The sequence below is a fragment of the Pseudomonas sp. P1.8 genome (assembly GCF_001269805.1).
Taxonomy (GTDB): domain Bacteria; phylum Pseudomonadota; class Gammaproteobacteria; order Pseudomonadales; family Pseudomonadaceae; genus Aquipseudomonas.
Genome location: NZ_LHVM01000014.1, coordinates 12,800 through 32,510, shown reverse-complemented (window position 1 = coordinate 32,510; position 19,711 = coordinate 12,800). Strand labels below are relative to the sequence as shown.

The following is a 19,711-nucleotide window of genomic DNA, read 5'->3' as shown; positions in this document are numbered from 1 at the left end:
GCAGGACGCTTGTTTATGCCGCAGTTCTTTATCGACCGCCCAGTGTTCGCCTGGGTGGTCGCCCTGTTTATTCTGTTGGCCGGTGCGCTGGCCATTCCGCAATTGCCGGTGGCGCAATACCCCGACGTCGCGCCGCCGCAGATCGAAATCTACGCCGTGTACCCGGGCGCTTCGGCGCAGACCGTGGACGAGAGCGTGGTCAGCCTGATCGAGGAGGAACTCAACGGCGCCGATCACCTGCTGTATTTCGAATCCCAGAGCAGCCTCGGCAGCGCCACCGTGAAGGCCACGTTTAAACCGGGCACCAATCCGGAGCTGGCCCAGGTCGATGTGCAGAACCGCCTTAAAGCCGTGGAATCCCGTTTGCCGCAAGCGGTCATTCAACAGGGCTTGCAGGTGGAGAAAGTCTCCTCGGGCTTCCTGCTGTTGATCGCCCTCACTTCCAGTGACGGCAAGCTCGACGACGTGGCGCTCAGCGATTACCTGGCACGCAACGTGATGAACGAGATCAAGCGTCTGGACGGTGTCGGCAAAGCGCAGTTGTACGGCGCCGAACGGGCCATGCGGGTGTGGATCGATCCGCAGAAACTGATCGGTTTCAACCTGACCCCTGCCGACGTCAACGCCGCCATTGTCGCGCAGAATGCCCAGGTTTCAGCGGGCAGCATCGGTGACTTGCCGACTCGCACCACCCAGGAAATCACTGCGACCATTCTGGTCAAAGGCCAGCTCTCGACGCCGGAAGAATTCGCCGACATCGTGCTCAAGGCCAATCCCGATGGCTCCACAGTGCGCATCCGCGATGTGGCGCGGGTCGAGATCGGCAGCCAGGAATACCAGTTTTCCACGCGTCTGAACGGCAAGCCGTCCACCGCTGTCGCCGTGCAGTTGTCGCCCGGCGCCAATGCCCTGAACACCGCAACCCTGGTGCGGGCGAAGATGGACGAACTCAAGCGCTACTTCCCGGCCAACGTCGAGTATTCGATTCCGTACGACACCTCGCCTTTCGTCAAAGTCTCGATCACCAAAGTGGTTTACACCCTCGGCGAGGCGATGTTGCTGGTGTTCGCGGTGATGTTCCTGTTCCTCCAGAACATCCGCTACACGCTGATCCCGACGCTGGTGGTGCCGGTCGCCCTGATGGGTACGTTCGCAACGATGCTGGCGCTGGGCTTTTCGATCAACGTACTGACCATGTTCGGCATGGTACTGGCCATCGGCATTCTGGTGGACGACGCCATTGTGGTGGTGGAGAACGTCGAGCGGATCATGGCCACCGAAGGTTTGTCGCCCAAGGACGCCACGCGCAAGGCGATGACACAGATCACCGGCGCCATCATCGGCATCACGCTGGTGCTTGTGGCGGTGTTCATTCCAATGGCGTTCATGCAAGGCTCGGTAGGAGTGATCTACCAGCAGTTCTCGCTGTCGATGGCGACCTCGATCCTGTTCTCGGCGTTCCTCGCCCTGACCTTGACCCCGGCGCTGTGCGCCACGCTGCTCAAGCCGATTGCCAAAGGCGAACACCACGAAAAAACCGGGTTCTTCGGCTGGTTCAACCGCCGCTTCGAGCAACTGACCGACCGCTATCAGGGCTGGGTCGCCTATGCGTTGAAACGCACCGCACGCTACCTGGTGATCTACGCAGTGCTGCTGGTGGGGCTGGGTTTTGCCTTCAGTCGCTTGCCCTCTTCGTTCCTGCCGGTGGAAGACCAGGGTTACACCATCACCGACATTCAACTGCCACCGGGTGCGAGCAAGAACCGCACGGTGCAGGTGGCCGGGCAAATCGAAGCGCACAATGCGACCGAGCCAGGTATTCGCGACAGCGTGGTGATCCTGGGTTTCAGTTTCTCCGGCAGCGGCCAGAACGCGGCGCTCGCCTTCAGCACGCTAAAGGACTGGTCGGCGCGCAGCAGCGATGATTCGGCCAGCGCCATTGCCGATCGCGCCAACATCGCCCTCAGCCAGATCAAGGACGCCGTGACCTTTTCCGTGCTGCCGCCACCGGTGGATGGCCTCGGCACGTCCAGCGGCTTCGAGTTCCGCTTGCAGGATCGCGGTGGTCTTGGCCACGTGGCACTGATGGAAGCCCGCACTGCGTTTCTGGCGGCAGCCGAGAAGAGTCCGATCCTGATGAACGTACGAGAGAGCTCGCTGGCCGAAGCGCCACAGGTCGAGTTGATCGTTGACCGCAAGCAAGCCAACGCGTTGGGCGTGTCTTTTGCCGACGTCGGTAACGTACTGTCCACCGCTGTCGGCTCGGCCTACATCAACGACTTCCCCAACCAGGGACGGATGCAGCGGGTAATGGTACAGGCCGAAGGTGATCAACGCAGTCAGGTGGACGACTTGCTGAAGATCCACGTGCGCAACACCCATGGGAAAATGGTGCCGTTGTCCGCCTTCGTCCAGGCCAAATGGACTCAGGGTCCGGCGCAACTGACCCGCTACAACGGCTACCCGGCAATCGCCATTTCCGGCGAGCCTCAAGCGGGTCACAGCACCGGCGAGGCCATGGCCGAAATCGAGCGTCTGGTAGCACAAGGCCCGGCGGGGTTGGGCCAGGAGTGGACCGGGTTGTCGCTACAGGAGCGCTTGTCCGGCAGCCAGGCGCCGATCCTGCTCGGTTTGTCATTGTTGATCGTGTTTCTGTGTCTGGCGGCGCTCTACGAGAGTTGGTCGATCCCGACCTCGGTGTTGCTGGTGGTGCCTTTGGGCGTGCTGGGTGCGGTGTTGGCGGTAACGTTGCGCGGGATGCCCAACGATGTGTTCTTCAAGGTCGGGCTGATCACCATCATTGGTCTGTCGGCGAAAAACGCGATTCTCATCATCGAGTTCGCCAAGAGCCTGTACGACGAAGGCCACGACCTGATCGATGCGACCCTGCAAGCCGCACGTTTGCGGTTGCGGCCGATTGTCATGACTTCACTGGCGTTCATCCTCGGTGTGGTGCCCTTGGCGATTGCCACCGGCGCCAGTTCGGCGAGCCAACAGGCTATCGGCACCGGGGTGATTGGCGGGATGATCACGGCGACACTGGCGGTGGTATTTGTACCCGTGTTTTTTGTGGTGGTGATGAAACTGGTGCGCAAGCGCTAACCAACACCACACCCCCTGCAGGAGCTGCCGAAGGCTGCGATCTTTTGATCCAGATCTTCGGCAGGCAACCTGAACATCAAAAGATCGCAGCCTTCGGCAGCTCCTGCATAAGCAGTGCTATGGTGCAAGGACGCCTCTGCAAAGCGAGTCTCCATGCCCTTCCTTCCCCGTACTCATCCTCGCCTGTCTGCCGCCATCCTGCTCGGCATCGCAGTGGGCATCCTGATGCCGGCCGACTCGGTCATCAGCAAGATCCTCTTCGGTTGGAACGCCGGGGTCTGGACTTACCTGATTCTGATGTCCTGGCTTGTCGTGCGCTCGAAAGCCCCAGACGTGAAACGCATCGCCGAAATCGAAGACGAAAATGCCGGCCTGGTGTTGTTGGTCGTGTGCATCGCCGCGATCGCCAGCCTGGCGACGATCACCTTTGAACTGGCAGGCAGCAAGGATCTGGAAACCACCCGCAAGCTGCTCCATTACGGTTTCACCGCCTTCACAGTGCTTGGTTCCTGGCTGTTGATCGGGGTGATTTTCAGCGTGCACTACGCCCGCCTGTTTTATACCTGGGAAGGTAAAGAGCCCGCCTTGCGCTTTGCCGAGGGACTGGACACGCCCAACTACTGGGACTTCCTGTACTTCTCGTTCACCATCGGCGTGGCCGTGCAGACTTCTGATGTCGGCGTCGCGACGCGCGACATGCGCAAGATTGTGCTGGCGCAATCGCTGATCGGTTTCCTGTTCAATACCGCCATCCTCGGTTTCTCGATCAACATTGCGGCTGGCTTGTTCAATTGATGGCTGCACAAACCTTCTAGCCATTGCTCGGGTTACAAGCGTTAAATGGAACGGCCATCCGCTTCACAGGTGCAGCATGACCACTCACAACTGGCTCGATCTGGCCCAGGACGCTGACACCGGCATCGAGACCCTGCGCGCGCATTTCCAGGGCCACGCCTACGACCCGCACTGGCATGACAGTTACCTGGTCGGTGTCACCGAGCAAGGCGTCCAACAGTTCAATTGCCGCCGGGCAAAACATCAAAGCACGCCTGGGCAGGTTTTTTTGCTGGAGCCGGGTGACATTCACGACGGCGAAGCGCCGACCGATGAAGGCTTCACCTACCGCATGCTGTACCTCGATCCGCAATGGTTACAGCGTGAGGTCGGTGCTGTATTTGATAACGCGCCGCACAACAGTGAGTTGAGTTTCGCCATTACCCTGGCCAGCGATGCGCGACTGGCCCACGCTGCCAGCCTCGCATTCGAAACCCTGCACGTTGGCGAACTGAAAATCGTGCGCCAGGCAGCCCTCGACGGTTTGGTAGAACGGCTGACCCATCACCTGCACTGGCGCACCCGCTATGGTGAAGACCCGCGCCTGCCCCTGGTTGCGCAAAAAGCCCGGGACTATCTGCATGCCAACGCGCAAGCCGACATCGGCCTCGATCAATTGGCCGCCGTCACCGGTGTCGACCGCTTTCGCCTGACCCGCGCGTTTAAAGCAGCGTATGGCATCGCGCCCCACGCGTACCTGGTGCAATTGCGTCTGGCCACGGCGAGACGAATGCTGGCCCGTGGAGAACAACCGGCGACGGTGGCCATGGCCCTGGGCTTTGCCGACCAGAGCCATTTGGGGCGATGGTTCGTACGCGCCTACGGCCTGACGCCAGCGTTGTACCGCAAGCGCTGCTCAAATCTTCCAGACAGGTAAGCCACCGATTGTGAAGATCCACCTTAATGATCTTCACCGGAGTTTGCCTGCGATGCTGTCCTCTTTCCCGACGTTGCTGCCCTTTGTGCTGTTCGCCTTCGTGGCATCGATCACCCCTGGCCCGACCAACATCCTGGTGCTGAGCAACAGTGCCCGTTTCGGTATGGCCGCCGCCGTTCCGATCATCCTCGGCGCCTGCGCCAGCGCCGCAATCCTTGTATTGCTGGTGGGTACTGGTGCCGGTTCAGCATTGATTCAATGGCCCTTGGTGCAAACGCTTATGCGGTGGGCGGGCGTGACATGGCTCAGTTACCTGGCATGGCAGATTCTCCGGGCCCCCGCCGCGGGTATTTCTGCCCGGAACGACGAAGAGCGCCTCAGTCTGCTCGGGGCAGCCAGCCTGCAATGGATCAACCCCAAGACCTGGATGATGGCGTTGGCGGTGGTCAGCGTGTTTGCTGACGTGGGCGAAGATCGCCTTGTGCATGTGATGTATCTGTCCCTGGCATTTTTTCTGATTTCCTTGCCGTGCCTCGGGGTCTGGGCGTTGCTCGGCGCGGGCTCCAGCCGCTGGTTGCGTTCGCCCTGCGCCATGCAACGTTTCAATCGTTGTACGGGCCTGTTGCTCTTGGGTTCAGCCTGGTTAAGCCTGCTGGCCTGATTTCCATTTGTCGGTTTTTATCGAACGCTGCGCCATCGAGTGCTTGACGGCGGATTCGTTTCTGGTGTCTTCTGAAACCGGTTTCAGCGCTACAGCGCTCAGCCTTATAAATCCAATAAGAAGGTTTCAGACCGTGAACGATTTTTCCGCCGCCCAGCGCAGCCGCGTGACCATGCTTGACGTGGCCGAACACGCCAAGGTCTCCAAGGCCAGCGTCTCGCGGTTCATCGGCGAAGACCGCGCCTTACTCTCCGATGCCATTGCCCAGCGCATCGAGCAGTCCATTGCCGAATTGGGCTATCGCCCGAACCAGATGGCCCGGGGTCTGAAGCGCGGGCGCACGCGCCTGATCGGCATGCTGGTGGCCGACATTCGCAACCCTTATTCAATCGCCGTGATGCATGGGGTGGAAACCGCCTGCCGCCAGCACGGTTACAGCCTGGTGGTGTGCAACACCGACCGCGATGATGAACAGGAACGCCAGCACCTGGCCCTGCTGCGCTCGTACAACATCGAAGGCCTGATCGTGAACACCCTCGGCCATCACCGCAACGAATTGCACGAACTGCACCGGGAAATGCCCCTGGTACTGGTGGATCGCAAAGTCGAGCATCTTGAAAGCGACATGGTCGGACTGGACAACCCCGCAGCGGTGGCCATGGCCCTCACCCATCTTGAAGAACGCGGCTACCGCGATGTATTGATGGTGACGGAGCCGTTCGACGGCACCAGTTCGCGGATCGAGCGGGTCGACAGCTTCAAGGCTCAGGTCGAACATCGCCCGGCCCTGCGCGGCACGTTGATCGAAACCGGCAGCGATTTGACTGCACGGCTGAAAGACTTTCTTGAATCGCCAGGCCCCGGCCCAAAAGCGCTGTTTTGCGCCAACGGAGTTGCGGCACTGGCCAGCACCTATGCGTTGCGTGATCTCAAGTGCAAGCTGTTTGAGGACGTGGGTTTGATCGCCCTGGATGACCTGGATTGGTATCCCCTGGTGGGCAGTGGCATTACCGCCCTCGCCCAGCCAACCAGCGCAATTGGCGCCAGTGCGTTTGAGTGTTTGCTCAAGCGGTTGCGCGGGGATGACGGTGCGGTGCGGACGCTGGATTTTTCGGCGCAGTTGATCATTAGAGGGTCGACCCTTGGGATTTCTCAGTGAGTTTTCTGCCCTCATCGCGAGCATGCTCGCTCCTACAGTAGATGAGCGTACGCAGAGCCATTGTAGGAGCAAGCTTGCTCGCGATGAGGCCGTCACCAGCGACGCCTATTTTTTTGAACAAAAATGAAACCGGTTTCAGAGGTAGAAAAACAATGAACAAACCACCCGTTTCCATCAGCCTCTCAAGCTACGGCGCCGACCTGGTGCGCCAGCGAGGCCAGGGCAGTTTCATCGAATTATTGGCCGCCGCCGGCGCCACTCACATCGAATGGCGCGAAGAGCTACTGACCACTGAAGCCCCCGCGCAATTGGCTCAAGCCACTCAAGCTGAGGGCCTGCAAAGTGTGTACTCCTCGCCGATGGAGCTGTGGCTCGCCGGCCAATCCAAACCCAATCCCGAACTGGTCAGCGCCCTGCAGCGCGCCCAGGTATTCGGCGCGAAATGGCTGAAAGTGTCGTTGGGGTACTTCACAGACAACAGTGACCTGCAAACCCTGGCCCGAATGCTTATAGCGAGCCCCCTGCAGCTGCTGGTTGAGAACGATCAGACCCTGCAGGGTGGCCGCATCGAACCTTTCCAGCGGTTTTTCGATGAAGTCGAACGGCACAGCCTGACAATCAAAATGACTTTCGATATCGGCAACTGGCATTGGCAGGATCAGTCCGCTGCCAGCGCCGCACGGTTGCTCGGCCGTTATGTCGGTTATGTGCACTGCAAAGCAGTCACTCGACGCGCCGACGGCAAACTGGTCGCCATCCCACCCGCCGCCAGCGATCAGCAACAGTGGGAACACCTGCTGCGGCACATGGCCCAAGGCGTTTTGCGGGCCGCGGAGTACCCGCTGCAAGGCGACGATCTGCTGCAACTGACCACCGAACACGTCGCCGCCCTCGCCCAACTCGGCCAGTCGCAACGGGATAGCGCTCATGTCTGAGATCGATATCCTCTCGTTCGGCGAAACCATGGCGATGTTCGTCGCCGAGCAAACCGGTGACTTGGCCAGCGTCAACGCTTTCCACAAACGCATAGCCGGCGCTGACAGCAACGTCGCCATTGGCCTGTCGCGGCTGGGCTTCAACGTCGCGTGGCTGAGCCGGGTCGGTGCCGACTCTCTGGGTCGGTTCGTGATCGACACGCTGGAAAAAGAAGGTCTGGACTGCCGCCACGTCGACATCGACACCGCCCATCCCACCGGCTTTCAGTTCAAGTCCCGCACCGATGACGGCGGTGATCCCGTCGTCGAGTACTTTCGCCGGGGTTCGGCGGCCAGTCACTTGTCGGCGCATTCGATCGTTCCAGGGCTACTCAATGCACGGCATCTGCACGCCACCGGCATTCCACCGGCGCTGTCGGAAACGGCTCGGCAGATGACGTTCGAATTGATGAGCCGCATGCGTGATGGTGGGCGCAGCGTGTCCTTCGATCCCAACCTGCGCCCAAGCCTGTGGGCCAGCGAGCAACTGATGATCACTGAGATCAACCGCCTCGCCGCCCTCGCCCATTGGGTGTTGCCGGGGTTGAGCGAAGGTCGGTTGCTGACCGGTTTCGACGAACCGGCCGACATCGCCGCGTTTTACCTCGACCAGGGCGCCGAGGCCGTGGTGATCAAACTGGGGGCGCACGGCGCTTATTACCGCACGCACCTGGATTGCGGTTTTGTTGCCGGCGTGCCCGTGCGAACGGTGGTCGACACGGTCGGTGCCGGCGACGGTTTTGCTGTCGGCGTGATCAGCGCGCTGTTGGAAAACCACAGCATTGTCGACGCCGTGCAGCGTGCCAACTGGATTGGCAGCCGAGCGGTGCAGAGCCGAGGAGATATGGAGGGGTTGCCGACCCGTACCGAAATGCTCGCTGAATTTGAGACCGCCATCGCGAGCAGGCTCGCTCCCACATTAGAACGCGTTCCCCTGTAGGAGCGAGCCTGCTCGCGATGAGGCCCGCACAGTCACTGAAGATTCGAACCCGTTACCTGCTGCGACAAAAACAACAAGCTCAGGAGCACCACTCATGAAAACCGCAACGCTCGCCACCCGCCGCTGGTGGTACATCATGCCCATCGTGTTCATTACCTACAGCCTGGCGTATCTGGATCGTGCCAACTACGGTTTCGCCGCCGCTTCAGGCATGGCCGCCGACCTGATGATCACCCCGGGCCTGTCATCGCTGCTCGGCGCGCTGTTCTTCCTCGGATACTTTTTCTTCCAGGTGCCGGGGGCGATCTACGCGCAAAAGCATAGCGTGAAGAAACTGATTTTCGTCAGCCTGATTCTCTGGGGCAGCCTGGCAACGTTGACCGGCATCGTCTCCAACGCCTACTGGCTGATCGTCATCCGCTTCATGCTCGGTGTGGTCGAAGCGGCGGTGATGCCGGCGATGCTGATCTATCTGTGCCATTGGTTCACCCGCGCGGAACGCTCGCGGGCCAACACCTTCCTGATTCTCGGCAACCCGGTGACCATGCTCTGGATGTCGGTGGTCTCGGGCTATCTGGTGCAGCACTACAGCTGGCGCTGGATGTTCATCGTCGAAGGTTTGCCGGCGGTGCTCTGGGCATTCATCTGGTGGCGGCTGGCCGATGATCGTCCGGCCCAGGCCAAGTGGCTCAGCGAGCAGGAAAAACAGGATCTGGAAAGCGCCCTGGCCGCCGAACAGGTCGGCATCAAAGCGGTAAAAAATTACGCCGAAGCGTTCCGCTCGCCCAAGGTGATCATCCTGGCCCTGCAGTTTTTCTGCTGGAGCATCGGCGTATATGGTTTCGTGCTGTGGCTGCCGTCGATCCTCAAGGCTGGCGCGCAAATGGACATGATCCAGGCCGGATGGCTGTCGGCATTGCCTTATCTGGCGGCCGTCATCGGCATGCTGTTGGTGTCGTGGGGTTCGGACAAACTGCAGAAACGCAAGCGCTTCGTCTGGCCGCCGCTGCTGATTGCTTCGATTGCCTTCTACGGTTCCTACGCCCTGGGCGCCGAACATTTCTGGTGGTCGTACGCCCTGCTGGTGCTCGCCGGCGCCTGCATGTACGCGCCGTATGGCCCGTTCTTCGCGATCATCCCGGAAATCCTCCCGGCCAACGTTGCGGGTGGCGCCATGGCGCTGATCAACAGCATGGGTGCGCTAGGTTCATTTGGCGGCTCTTATCTGGTCGGTTACCTGAACAGCTCCACCGGTTCGCCCGGCGCATCGTTCCTGTTGATGAGCGGCGCATTGATGCTTTCGGTGGTGCTGACCGTACTCCTCAAGCCCGGTGCCAGCGACCGTGAGCAGACCACGATAGCGCGTACCGCCACCGCCCATTCCTGAATTGAAGTCGAGATCACCCAAATGAAAAAGCAGGTCGTTCTGTACAAAAAACTTTCGCCGCTGCTCATGGCTCGCCTGCAGGAGCAGGCTGAGGTCACGCTGATCGACAGCCTTGATGCACAAGGCATGGCAAAACTGCGTGACAGCTTGCCCCGCGCCCACGGTCTGCTCGGCGCCAGCCTGAAACTGGATGCCGAACTGCTGGACCGGGCGCCGCACCTCCAAGCCATCGCCAGTGTCTCGGTGGGCGTCGACAACTACGACATTGACTACCTCAACGAGCGTCGGATCTTGCTCAGCAACACCCCTGATGTGCTGACAGAAACCACCGCCGACACCGGTTTCGCGCTGATTCTCGCCAGCGCCAGGCGAGTGGTGGAATTGGCGAATCTGGTTCGCTCAGGCGAATGGAAACGCAACATCGGCCCGCCGCATTTCGGCAGTGACGTGCACGGTAAAACCTTGGGCATCATCGGGATGGGACGTATCGGCGAGGCCTTGGCGCAGCGTGGGCATTTCGGTTTTGGTATGCCGGTGATCTACCACAGCCATTCGCCAAAACCGGCGGTGGAGCAACGTTTCAGAGCGCAGTACCGCGGCCTGACCGAGCTGTTGCAGCAAGCGGATTTCATATGCCTGACGTTGCCGTTAACCGCCGAAACCGAAGGCCTGATCGGTGCCAAAGAGTTCGCGCTAATGCGGCCCGACAGCATTTTCATCAACATTTCCCGAGGCAAGGTGGTCAATGAAGCAGCGTTGATCGATGCCTTGAGCACGGGTCAGATTCGTGCGGCGGGGCTGGATGTTTTCGAACGTGAGCCACTCAATCCTGATTCGCCGTTGTTGCGGCTGAACAACGTGGTGGCGACGCCGCACATCGGCTCTGCAACCCATGAAACACGTGAAGCCATGGCCAAGTGTGCGGTAGATAACCTGTTGGCGGCGCTGGCGGGTGAGCGGCCGGTGAATCTGGTGAATGCCAGGGCGTGGAAAGCTTGAGAACCTGATCGTTCGCGGGCAAACCATTGTGCGAGCGAGCCTGTTCCGGGCGGCGTGCGACGATGGACTTGCCAGCGCCGGGTTTATCCAGCATGCACGCGGTGTCGTTAACGACCATCGCTGGCAAGCTTGCTCGTGCAATCGCGATGAGTGGCGCCAGAAGACTGTGTTATCCCCGATATCAGCAAATCCGCCGCACACAACGCCATGCGTCGACAGGCATCCGCCAGCCTGGTTTGATCCACCACCAGGCCGATGCGGATGTACCCCGCCGCACTCGGGCCGAACGCTTCGCCCGCCAGTACCGACACGCCATACCCTTCGAGCAGCCGCTCGGCGAAGTGCTGGGCGGACAATCCGGTCTTTCGTACATCGACCATCACGAACATCCCGCCATCGGGCCGAACAGGCCTGAGGCTCGGACACAGGCTCAGACTTGCGCACACCAGGTCGCGCCGCTGGCGATACTCCTCACGCATGCAGGCGACTTCCGGCAGGTCTTGATCCAGCGCCAATTGCGCAGCGTTCTGCACGAAGTCCGGAATCCCGAACAGCATCGACAGCGACAGATTCACCAGGTGTTCGGCCATGGGTTTGGGGCCGATCACCCATCCCACCCGCCATCCACTCATGGCATGGGATTTGGAAAGACTGTTGATCGTCGCAGTGCGCTCGGCCATGCCCGGCAGACTGGCCGGGCTGATGTGCTTACCCTCGTACAACAGATCGCTATAGACCTCGTCACTGATCAGCCACAGATCATGACGAATGCACAGCGCAGCCAGCGCTTGCCAGATGGGGAGCGACAGGCTGGCGCCGGAAGGATTGTTCGGACTGTTGAGTAAAATGGCTCGAGTCTTCGGTGTGATCCGAGCGGCGACATCGGCCGGATCCACGCGAAACCCGTTTGCCGAACGAACGGGCACCGACACCAGTTTGGCTGCACACGCGCCGATCACGCCTTCGTAGGTCACATACATGGGCTCGGCGATGATCACTTCATCGCACGGGTCCAGCAGGCATTGTGCGACCGAGTACACGGCGCACTGCGCACCCGGAAAGACGATGACATGGTCTGCATCGACGGGTTGACCGCTGCGCTGGCGATGTTGACGGGCGATGCTGTTACGCAACCCTCGATTGCCCCGTACTTCGGGGTAATGAGTGTCGCCAGCCAGCAGACTGGCGATCGCGGCCTGAACAATGGGTTTGGGTGTCTCGAAGTCTGGATCGCCGATCGAGAGCAGCAGGACATCGGCCCCCTGCTCGCGCAGCTCCAGCGCTCGATCATGAATCTGCCAGGCCGCCGCTCCTTCTCCCGCGATTCGTTGGGTCAAGGCTGAATAGCGCATGTCGTTCTCCTGTCGCGCGAATTCCTAGCCTCAACCCTATCTCAATTCATGAAACACGCCACCCTTCGAATGCGCATCGCAGAAACTATCCGCGTGTACGGCTGGCCATCCACCAGACCCGGGCAATATCGGTGGCTCGCTCACGCAACAGGCGCGGCGCCTGGGTACACGCCTGGTCCAGGCTCATCGGCCCGCTCGCCAGGGCAAACGCTGCATCGATGCCGTGGTCGTACAGCGCTTGATAGCCCTCGCCCAGCGTGCCGGCGATCACAATGACCGGCACACCTTGTAGTTTTGCGATGCGTGCCACGCCGTACGGCGTCTTGCCGCGAAGGGTCTGTGCATCGAAACGACCTTCGCCCGTGATCACCAGATCGGCTCCAGCGACCGTTTCGGCCAGGTTCACCAGTTCCGCCACCACTTCGACCCCGGCCTTGAATTGCGCGCCCAGGAAGGCCTTTGCGGCAAATCCCAAACCACCCGCCGCACCGCTGCCGGGCTCGTCGCGCACATCCCTTTTCAAGGCGCTTGCACAATGCCCCGCAAAATTCGCAAGGGCGCAGTCCAGTTGTTCGACCTGCTCGGGTGTAGCGCCTTTTTGCGGGCCGAAAATCACCGAGGCGCCATGCGGGCCACACAGCGGATTGTTGACGTCGGCGGCGATGTCGAAACGCACGTGTGCCAAACGCGGGTCGATGTCGCGCAGGTCTATCCGCGCGAGTTGCGAGAGTGCCAGGCCACCCGGCGCCAAGGTCTGCCCTTGGGCATCGAGCAGCTTCACGCCCAAGGCTTGCACCGCGCCCGCACCACCGTCGTTGGTCGCGCTGCCGCCAATCGCCAGAATCACCCGTTGCGCGCCGGCGTCGAGGGCCGCGCGAATCAATTCGCCGGTGCCAAAGGTGCTACTGATGCAGGCATCGCGCTGATCCACGGGCACCAACTGCAAGCCACTGGCCTCGGCCATTTCGATGATCGCGGTGTGGCTTTGCGGCAACCAGCCCCAGGCGGCGTTGACCGTTGCACCCAGCGGACCGCGTACTTCATTGCGGCGCAGCTCGCCTTCACAGGCAGCGAGAATCGATTCGACCGTCCCTTCCCCGCCATCGGCCATCGGGCATTTGATCAATTGCGCTTCGGGCCAGACTTCAGCCAATCCCAGCGCAATGGCATCGGCCACGCCTTGGGCGCTGAGGCTGTCTTTGAACGAGTCGGGGGCGATCACGATTTTCATGGGAATTCTCCAGTTCCAATGCCTACATGCTGCCAGCCGCCACACACAATAACGCCGGTCCGCTGCACAAGTGGTTGTGAGGATTATTGTTCATTTCCACAAAACCCGAGATACACACGCTCACTGTAGGAACTGCCGCAGGCTGCGATCTTTTGACTTTGATTTTTCAAGATCAAAAAATCGCAGCCTGCGGCAGCTCCTACGGGGTATGTATATCGGTCTGCGGCAGTAGCTGCACGCCCAGGTACAACGCCAACATGCCGTCGAGGCGCAATGGGTCAACTCCACTGAGTTCGGCAATCCGCTCCATCCGATAGCGCAGGCTGTTGCGATGAATCCCCAAGGCATCGGCGCAAGCCTGGCTCTGACCGTCGTGTTCGCACCAACTGCGCAGAGTCGCCAGCAACTGACCGTTGTTGTCCTTGGCGATGACCTTGCGCAGCGGATTCAGCAACTCGTCGAGGGCATCGTCATTGCGGTGACGCCAGAGCATGACCGGCAGGCGATAGCGATGGAGCGTCAGCAATCGAGAACCGGGCAGCACATCGCGGCCGTAGGCCAGCAAGTCGCCAACCCGGCGATAGCAACGGCGCAAGCCGCTCAGTCCATCGGCCTGCCCGCCTACGGCCAGGCGCAGGATGTTCCAACCCAGGGCGTCGAGCTTATCCAGCAAACGGTCATTCTCGATGGAGTGACTGGCCGGTCGGCACCAGAGCAGCGAAGACTTCGCCGAGTTCACGCACCAGCTGTCGGGATAACGGGTCGTCAGCCAGGCGTTGAGTGCCTCGGCGGTTTGCCCTGGTCCGTGCTCCATGCCTAACTCGAACAGGTACGGCACACGGGTCAATTGCGGCTTCAGGCCCAATTGCTGAGCTTCGTCGATCAACCGCGGTGAACTGCCGGCGTCGCTGAGCAATAACGCCAACAGGTCATCGCAACGCTGGCGCCGCCATTGCTGTTCGGCCTGCTGATTGCGCTGGCCCACCAACATTTCAGCGGTCATGCGCACCAGTTCGGCATAGGTGCGCAGTTGCTCGGGTTCACCGGTGATGCCGAGTACGCCGATCAAGCGCTGATCGAGCATCAGCGGCAGGTTGATGCCCGGCTGCACGCCCTTGAGATGGATCGCCGTTTGCGCGTCGATCTCCACCACACGACCGTTGGCCAACACCAGTTGCGCACCTTCGTGCCGGGTGTTGACCCGCTCAGGTTCGCCGCTGCCGAGGATCAGGCCCTGGCTGTCCATGACATTGACGTTGTACGGCAGAATAGCCATCGCCCGGTCGACGATGTCCTGGGCCAGGTCGTGATCGAGTTCGAACATAGGCGTAATCCTTGAAGAGATTTGAAGGAACGGGTTGTTCACCCGCACAGGGTGGGTTCGCAAACCCTGTGCGCCGGCACAAAGACAGCAACCGTTAGGGTGGTCGAGACTCTCAGGGCGATCAACGTTACCCTTTGCATCGCAAAAAATCATAATAAAGAGAGAGCCGCCATGTCACAGAGCGCCGTAGCGTCCCAGGCCATCGCTGACGATAAAAACGCCGTCTATAAACGCATTACCCTGCGTTTGATTCCGTTCATTTTCATCTGCTACCTGTTCAACTACCTCGACCGGGTGAACGTTGGATTTGCCAAGCTGCAGATGCTCGACGCGCTGAAATTCAGCGAAACCGTGTACGGCCTCGGGGCCGGGATCTTCTTTATCGGCTACGTGCTGTGCGGCGTACCGAGCAACCTGGCCCTGACCAAATTCGGTCCACGGCGCTGGATCGCGCTGATGATGATCACCTGGGGCACGCTGTCGACCTGCCTGCTTTTCGTCACCACACCGACCGAGTTCTATACATTGCGCCTGTTCACCGGCGCGGCCGAAGCCGGGTTCTTCCCGGGTGTGGTGCTGTACCTCTCGCAGTGGTTCCCGACCTTCCGCCGTGGCCGCATCATGGCGTTGTTCATGTCGGCGATCCCGGTTTCGGGTTTGCTCGGCAGTCCCTTCTCTGGCTGGATTCTCAATCACTTCGCCGCAGGCCAGGGTGGTCTTGCCGGCTGGCAGTGGATGTTCCTGCTGCAAGGTATTCCGACCGTTGTGCTCGGCGCACTGGCTTACTTCCTGCTCAGCGACAGCTATGCCAATGCCAAATGGCTGACCCCGTTCGAGCGCTCGGTGCTCGAAGCCGACCATGCCGAGGACCTGGCCAGCAAACCGAAAACCACCACCGATTCGCTGCTGGCGGTGTTCAAGAACCCGGCGATCTGGGCCTTCGGCCTGATCTACTTCTGTATCCAGAGCGGTGTCTACGCGATCAACTTCTGGCTACCGTCGATCATCAAGAACCTGGGCTTCAGCGATAATCTGGTGATTGGCTGGCTCAGTGCGATTCCGTATCTGCTGGCGGCGGTGTTCATGTTGATCGTCGGACGCTCGGCAGACCTGCGCAAGGAACGTCGTTGGCATTTGGTTGTACCGATGCTGATGGGCGCGTTGGGTCTGTTGATCGCCGTAAACTTCGCCGCCAACCCGGCCCTCGCCATCCTCGGCCTGACCATCGCAACCATGGGTGCCCTCACCGGCCTGCCAATGTTTTGGCCAGTGCCGACCGCGATGCTCAGCGCCGGTGCGGCTGCCGGTGGTCTGGCGTTGATCAACTCCATGGGGCAGATGGCCGGCTTCCTGAGCCCCTACCTGGTGGGTTGGGTCAAGGACAGCACCGGGTCGACCGATGCGGCGCTGTATCTGCTGGCGGGTGTCATCGTCTGCGGTAGTTTGCTGGCGTTGCGCATGACCCGAACCCTGCGCGCTTAAAAGCGAAAATCAAAAGATCGCAGCCTGCGGCAGCTCCTACAATGTGAATGTCATTTCTGTGTAGGAGCTGCCGCAGGCTGCGATCTTTTCGTTTGCCATATCCAACAATTCTGATATCTGATTGAGCCTTTCCCACTGGTAAAAGGATTTGCTCATGAGCTATCGCACGCTGGGTCATTCAGGTCTTCAGGTGTCCACCCTGACCCTGGGCACGATGATGTTCGGCGAACAGACCAGCACCGAAGATTCCTTGCGGATCATCGACAAGGCCTGGGACCAGGGCATCAATTTCATCGACACCGCCGACGTCTACACCAACGGTCGCTCCGAAGAAATCGTCGGTGAAGCGATTGCCCGTCGCCGGCAGGAATGGGTACTCGCGACCAAAGTCGGTTTCGGCCCGGTGGACGGCGTTCCGAACCGCAGCGGTTTAAGCCGCAAGCACATCTTCAATGGCATCGATGCCAGCCTGGTGCGCCTGGGCACCGATTACCTCGACATCTATTACCTTCACCGCGAAGACCACAATACGCCGCTGGAGGTCACGGTATCGGCCATTGGCGATCTGGTTCGCCAGGGCAAGATCCGTTACTGGGGCTTGTCCAACTATCGTGGCTGGCGCATCGCCGAGGTGATTCGTGTAGCCGACAAGCTGGGCGTCGACCGGCCGGTGATCAGCCAGCCGCTTTACAACATCGTCAACCGCCAGGCCGAAACCGAGCAGCTCAGCGCCGCGCAAAACTACGGACTTGGCGTGGTGCCTTACAGTCCGCTCGCGCGCGGCGTACTCAGCGGCAAGTACGCGCCGGATGTGAAGCCGGACGCCAACAGCCGTGCCGGGCGTGCGGACAAGCGAATTCTGGAAACCGAGTGGCGCGTCGAATCCTTGCGCATCGCCCAGCAAATCCAGCAGTACACCCAACAGCGCGGCGTTGGCATCGTTGAGTTCGCCATCGCCTGGGTGCTGAACAACAATGCGGTCACTTCAGCCATCGTCGGGCCCCGCACCGAAGCGCAGTGGGACGCCTACACTATGGCGCAAGCGGTGAACATCACTGCCGAAGACGAAGCGTTCATTGATTCACTGGTGACGCCGGGGCATGCGTCGACGCCGGGGTTCAATGATGTGAGCCATTTTGTGTCGGGCCGTAAACCACATGATGTCTGACGAAACTCATCTTCTGTAGGAGCTGGCTTGCCAGCGAAAAGGGCGTGCCTGACGTACCGCATCGTCTGGTTCGCCGGCAAGTCGGCTCCTACGCAGGAAGGTGTTGATCAGTGGGTCAGTATTTATCGCTAAAACCACGTATCCTCCGCACCCCGTTTCACCGTCAACCTCGCGAGGACAGCTTGTCTAAAGGTATCGCTCTATCGGTTTCAGCCTCGGTGCTGTTCGCCGTCATGTATTACTACACATCGTTGCTCACTCCCCTGAGCGGCGTGGAAATTTTTGGCTGGCGCATGCTGCTGACCGTGCCGTGCATGACCGTGTTCATGATCTGGTCCGGCGAATGGAAACGTGTCGTCGAGATTGTCCGGCGCGTGATCGCCAAGCCAAAACTGATCGCAGGTCTGTTTGCCTCCTCAGCCCTGCTGGGCGTACAACTCTGGCTGTTCATGTGGGCACCGCTCAACGGCTACAGCCTGGATGTCTCCCTCGGCTATTTCCTGCTGCCGCTGACCATGGTCTTGACCGGGCGCATTGCCTATGGCGAACGTCTCTCGTATCTGCAAAAAGTCGCCGTGGTGTTCGCCTGCCTCGGAGTGATCAACGAGTTGTATCAGGTTGGTGGTTTCTCCTGGGCGACCTTGCTGGTATGCATTGGCTACCCGACCTATTTCGTTCTGCGTAAACGCCTGAAGGCCGACAACCTCGGCGGCTTGTGGCTGGACATGGCGCTGACGCTGCCCGTGGCCTTCTGGTTCGTGCTGAGTGGCGCGCAAGGCTTCGGCGTGTTCGAGCAGCATCCGTGGCTGTCGCTGTTGATTCCGGTGCTGGGCGTGATCAGTGCGTCGGCACTGGTGGTTTACATCATTGCCAGCCGCTTGCTGCCCTTCAGCCTGTTCGGGTTGTTGAGTTATGTTGAACCGGTGCTGTTGCTGGGCGTGGCATTGTTGCTGGGGGAAAGTATCAAGGCCGGCGAGTGGCTGACGTACATTCCGATCTGGATGGCGGTGCTGGTGCTGGTGTTTGAAGGGTTCAAGCATCTGGTCCGACAGCGCAGACCCTAAAGCCTTTTGATCTTCAAAAAAACCGGTCACAAAGGACCGGTTTTTTACATTTACATCCGCTTAGTCAGTGGTCAGCACACCACGGCGTACCTGATCCCGCTCGATCGATTCGAACAGCGCCTTGAAGTTGCCTTCGCCGAAACCATCGTCGCCCTTGCGCTGGATGAACTCGAAGAACACCGGCCCCATCAGGGTTTCCGAGAAGATCTGCAGCAGCAGACGCTTGTCGCCCGACTCGGACGAACCGTCCAGCAAAATGCCCCGAGCCTGCAGTTCGCCCACCGGCTCACCATGATTCGGCAAGCGACCTTCGAGCATTTCGTAGTAGGTTTCCGGTGGCGCGGTCATGAAGCGCATGCCGATGTTTTTCAGGTGATCCCAGGTCTTGATCAGGTCATCGGACAGGAACGCAACGTGCTGGATGCCTTCGCCGTTGAACTGCATCAGGAACTCTTCGATCTGCCCGGCGCCCTTGGACGATTCTTCGTTCAACGGGATACGGATCATGCCGTCAGGCGCGGTCATCGCTTTGGAGGTCAGCCCGGTGTACTCGCCCTTGATGTCGAAGTAACGAATTTCGCGGAAGTTGAACAGCTTCTCGTAGAAGTTGGCCCAGTAGGCCATGCGACCGCGATACACGTTGTGGGTCAGGTGGTCGATGATCTTCAGGCCAGCCCCGGCCGGGTGACGGTCAACGCCTTCAATGAACACGAAGTCGATGTCGTAAATCGAACTGCCTTCGCCGAAACGGTCGATCAGGTATAGCGGCGCGCCGCCAATGCCTTTGATCGCCGGCAAATTCAGCTCCATAGGGCCGGTTTCAATGTGAATCGGCTGGGCACCCAGTTCAAGCGCTCGGTTATAGGCCTTTTGTGAATCCTTGACACGGAATGCCATGCCGCACACCGACGGACCGTGTTCGGCGGCGAAGTACGAGGCCACGCTGTTGGGCTCGTTGTTGAGGATCAGGTTGATCGCGCCCTGACGGTAGAGGTGGACGTCTTTGGAGCGGTGGGTCGCGACCTTGGTGAAGCCCATGATCTCGAAGATCGGCTCCAGCGTGTTCGGAGTCGGGGAAGCGAGCTCGATGAATTCAAAGCCCATCAGGCCCATTGGGTTTTCGTATAAATCTGCCATGGTCGGCGCCTCATCATTTT

15 protein-coding genes and 1 pseudogene are annotated in these 19,711 nt (G+C 60.1%); 12 read left to right on the top strand and 4 right to left on the bottom strand.

The genetic code is table 11. The features are described 5' to 3' along the window. Nucleotides 1-15: 15 nt before the first annotated feature. From AD668_RS14665 to AD668_RS14625, 9 genes are all read left to right on the top strand, one after another. Nucleotides 16-3,102, top strand: coding sequence for an efflux RND transporter permease subunit (locus AD668_RS14665; RefSeq protein WP_053159941.1), 3,087 nt, complete (start codon nucleotides 16-18; stop codon nucleotides 3,100-3,102). A gap of 153 nt (nucleotides 3,103-3,255) precedes the next feature. Then, on the top strand, nucleotides 3,256-3,897 hold the full coding sequence (locus AD668_RS14660; RefSeq protein WP_053159940.1) for a DUF1345 domain-containing protein: 642 nt from the start codon (nucleotides 3,256-3,258) through the stop codon (nucleotides 3,895-3,897). A gap of 76 nt (nucleotides 3,898-3,973) precedes the next feature. Then, nucleotides 3,974-4,813 (top strand): AraC family transcriptional regulator, encoded by an 840-nt coding sequence (locus tag AD668_RS14655; protein WP_053159937.1) that lies wholly within the window; start codon nucleotides 3,974-3,976, stop codon nucleotides 4,811-4,813. 52 nt (nucleotides 4,814-4,865) lie between these two features. Further along, nucleotides 4,866-5,474 carry a LysE family translocator gene (locus AD668_RS14650; protein ID WP_053159935.1) on the top strand — a complete coding sequence of 203 codons (609 nt, stop codon included), beginning with the start codon at nucleotides 4,866-4,868 and terminating at the stop codon, nucleotides 5,472-5,474. 133 nt (nucleotides 5,475-5,607) lie between these two features. Continuing rightward, entirely contained in the window at nucleotides 5,608-6,633 is a 1,026-nt protein-coding gene (locus tag AD668_RS14645) for a LacI family DNA-binding transcriptional regulator (protein WP_053159933.1), read from the top strand. Nucleotides 6,634-6,785: 152 nt separating this feature from the next. Beyond that, the gene (locus AD668_RS14640; RefSeq protein ID WP_053159931.1) at nucleotides 6,786-7,568 is read left to right on the top strand and encodes a sugar phosphate isomerase/epimerase; all 783 of its coding nucleotides are present in this window, start codon (nucleotides 6,786-6,788) and stop codon (nucleotides 7,566-7,568) included. Beyond that, a complete protein-coding gene (locus tag AD668_RS14635; RefSeq protein WP_053159929.1) occupies nucleotides 7,561-8,547 on the top strand; it encodes a sugar kinase in 987 nt (328 codons plus the stop codon). The genes AD668_RS14640 and AD668_RS14635 overlap by 8 nt, the downstream gene beginning before the upstream one ends. A 94-nt stretch (nucleotides 8,548-8,641) precedes the next feature. After that, complete coding sequence (locus AD668_RS14630) at nucleotides 8,642-9,934, top strand: MFS transporter (protein WP_053159926.1); 1,293 nt, start codon at nucleotides 8,642-8,644, stop codon at nucleotides 9,932-9,934. A gap of 21 nt (nucleotides 9,935-9,955) precedes the next feature. After that, complete coding sequence (locus tag AD668_RS14625; RefSeq protein ID WP_053159924.1) at nucleotides 9,956-10,933, top strand: D-glycerate dehydrogenase; 978 nt, start codon at nucleotides 9,956-9,958, stop codon at nucleotides 10,931-10,933. Nucleotides 10,934-11,115: 182 nt separating this feature from the next. On the opposite strand, the pseudogene AD668_RS14620 reads toward AD668_RS14625, so the two are convergent. The 3 genes and pseudogenes from AD668_RS14620 to AD668_RS14610 all read right to left on the bottom strand — a co-directional run. Continuing rightward, a pseudogene (locus AD668_RS14620) lies at nucleotides 11,116-12,285 on the bottom strand (pyridoxal phosphate-dependent aminotransferase); the annotation flags it as partial. A gap of 85 nt (nucleotides 12,286-12,370) precedes the next feature. Then, nucleotides 12,371-13,516, bottom strand: coding sequence for a glycerate kinase (locus tag AD668_RS14615; protein ID WP_053159920.1), 1,146 nt, complete (start codon nucleotides 13,514-13,516; stop codon nucleotides 12,371-12,373). A 199-nt stretch (nucleotides 13,517-13,715) separates the two neighbouring features. Beyond that, nucleotides 13,716-14,840 carry a sugar diacid recognition domain-containing protein gene (locus tag AD668_RS14610; protein WP_053159918.1) on the bottom strand — a complete coding sequence of 375 codons (1,125 nt, stop codon included), beginning with the start codon at nucleotides 14,838-14,840 and terminating at the stop codon, nucleotides 13,716-13,718. 171 nt (nucleotides 14,841-15,011) lie between these two features. Here AD668_RS14610 and AD668_RS14605 point away from each other — a divergent pair, with 171 nt between their 5' ends. The 3 genes from AD668_RS14605 to rarD all read left to right on the top strand — a co-directional run bounded on the left by AD668_RS14605 (nucleotide 15,012) and on the right by rarD (nucleotide 18,554). Then, the gene (locus AD668_RS14605) at nucleotides 15,012-16,322 is read left to right on the top strand and encodes an MFS transporter (RefSeq protein ID WP_053159916.1); all 1,311 of its coding nucleotides are present in this window, start codon (nucleotides 15,012-15,014) and stop codon (nucleotides 16,320-16,322) included. A gap of 154 nt (nucleotides 16,323-16,476) precedes the next feature. After that, a complete protein-coding gene (locus AD668_RS14600; protein ID WP_053159913.1) occupies nucleotides 16,477-17,490 on the top strand; it encodes an aldo/keto reductase in 1,014 nt (337 codons plus the stop codon). A gap of 182 nt (nucleotides 17,491-17,672) precedes the next feature. Further along, nucleotides 17,673-18,554, top strand: a complete 882-nt coding sequence (gene rarD, locus AD668_RS14595; RefSeq protein WP_053160407.1) for an EamA family transporter RarD — start codon at nucleotides 17,673-17,675, stop codon at nucleotides 18,552-18,554. 60 nt (nucleotides 18,555-18,614) lie between these two features. On the opposite strand, the gene hppD is transcribed toward rarD, so the two are convergent. Then, the gene (hppD, locus tag AD668_RS14590; protein WP_053159911.1) at nucleotides 18,615-19,691 is read right to left on the bottom strand and encodes a 4-hydroxyphenylpyruvate dioxygenase; all 1,077 of its coding nucleotides are present in this window, start codon (nucleotides 19,689-19,691) and stop codon (nucleotides 18,615-18,617) included. Nucleotides 19,692-19,711 lie beyond the last annotated feature (20 nt).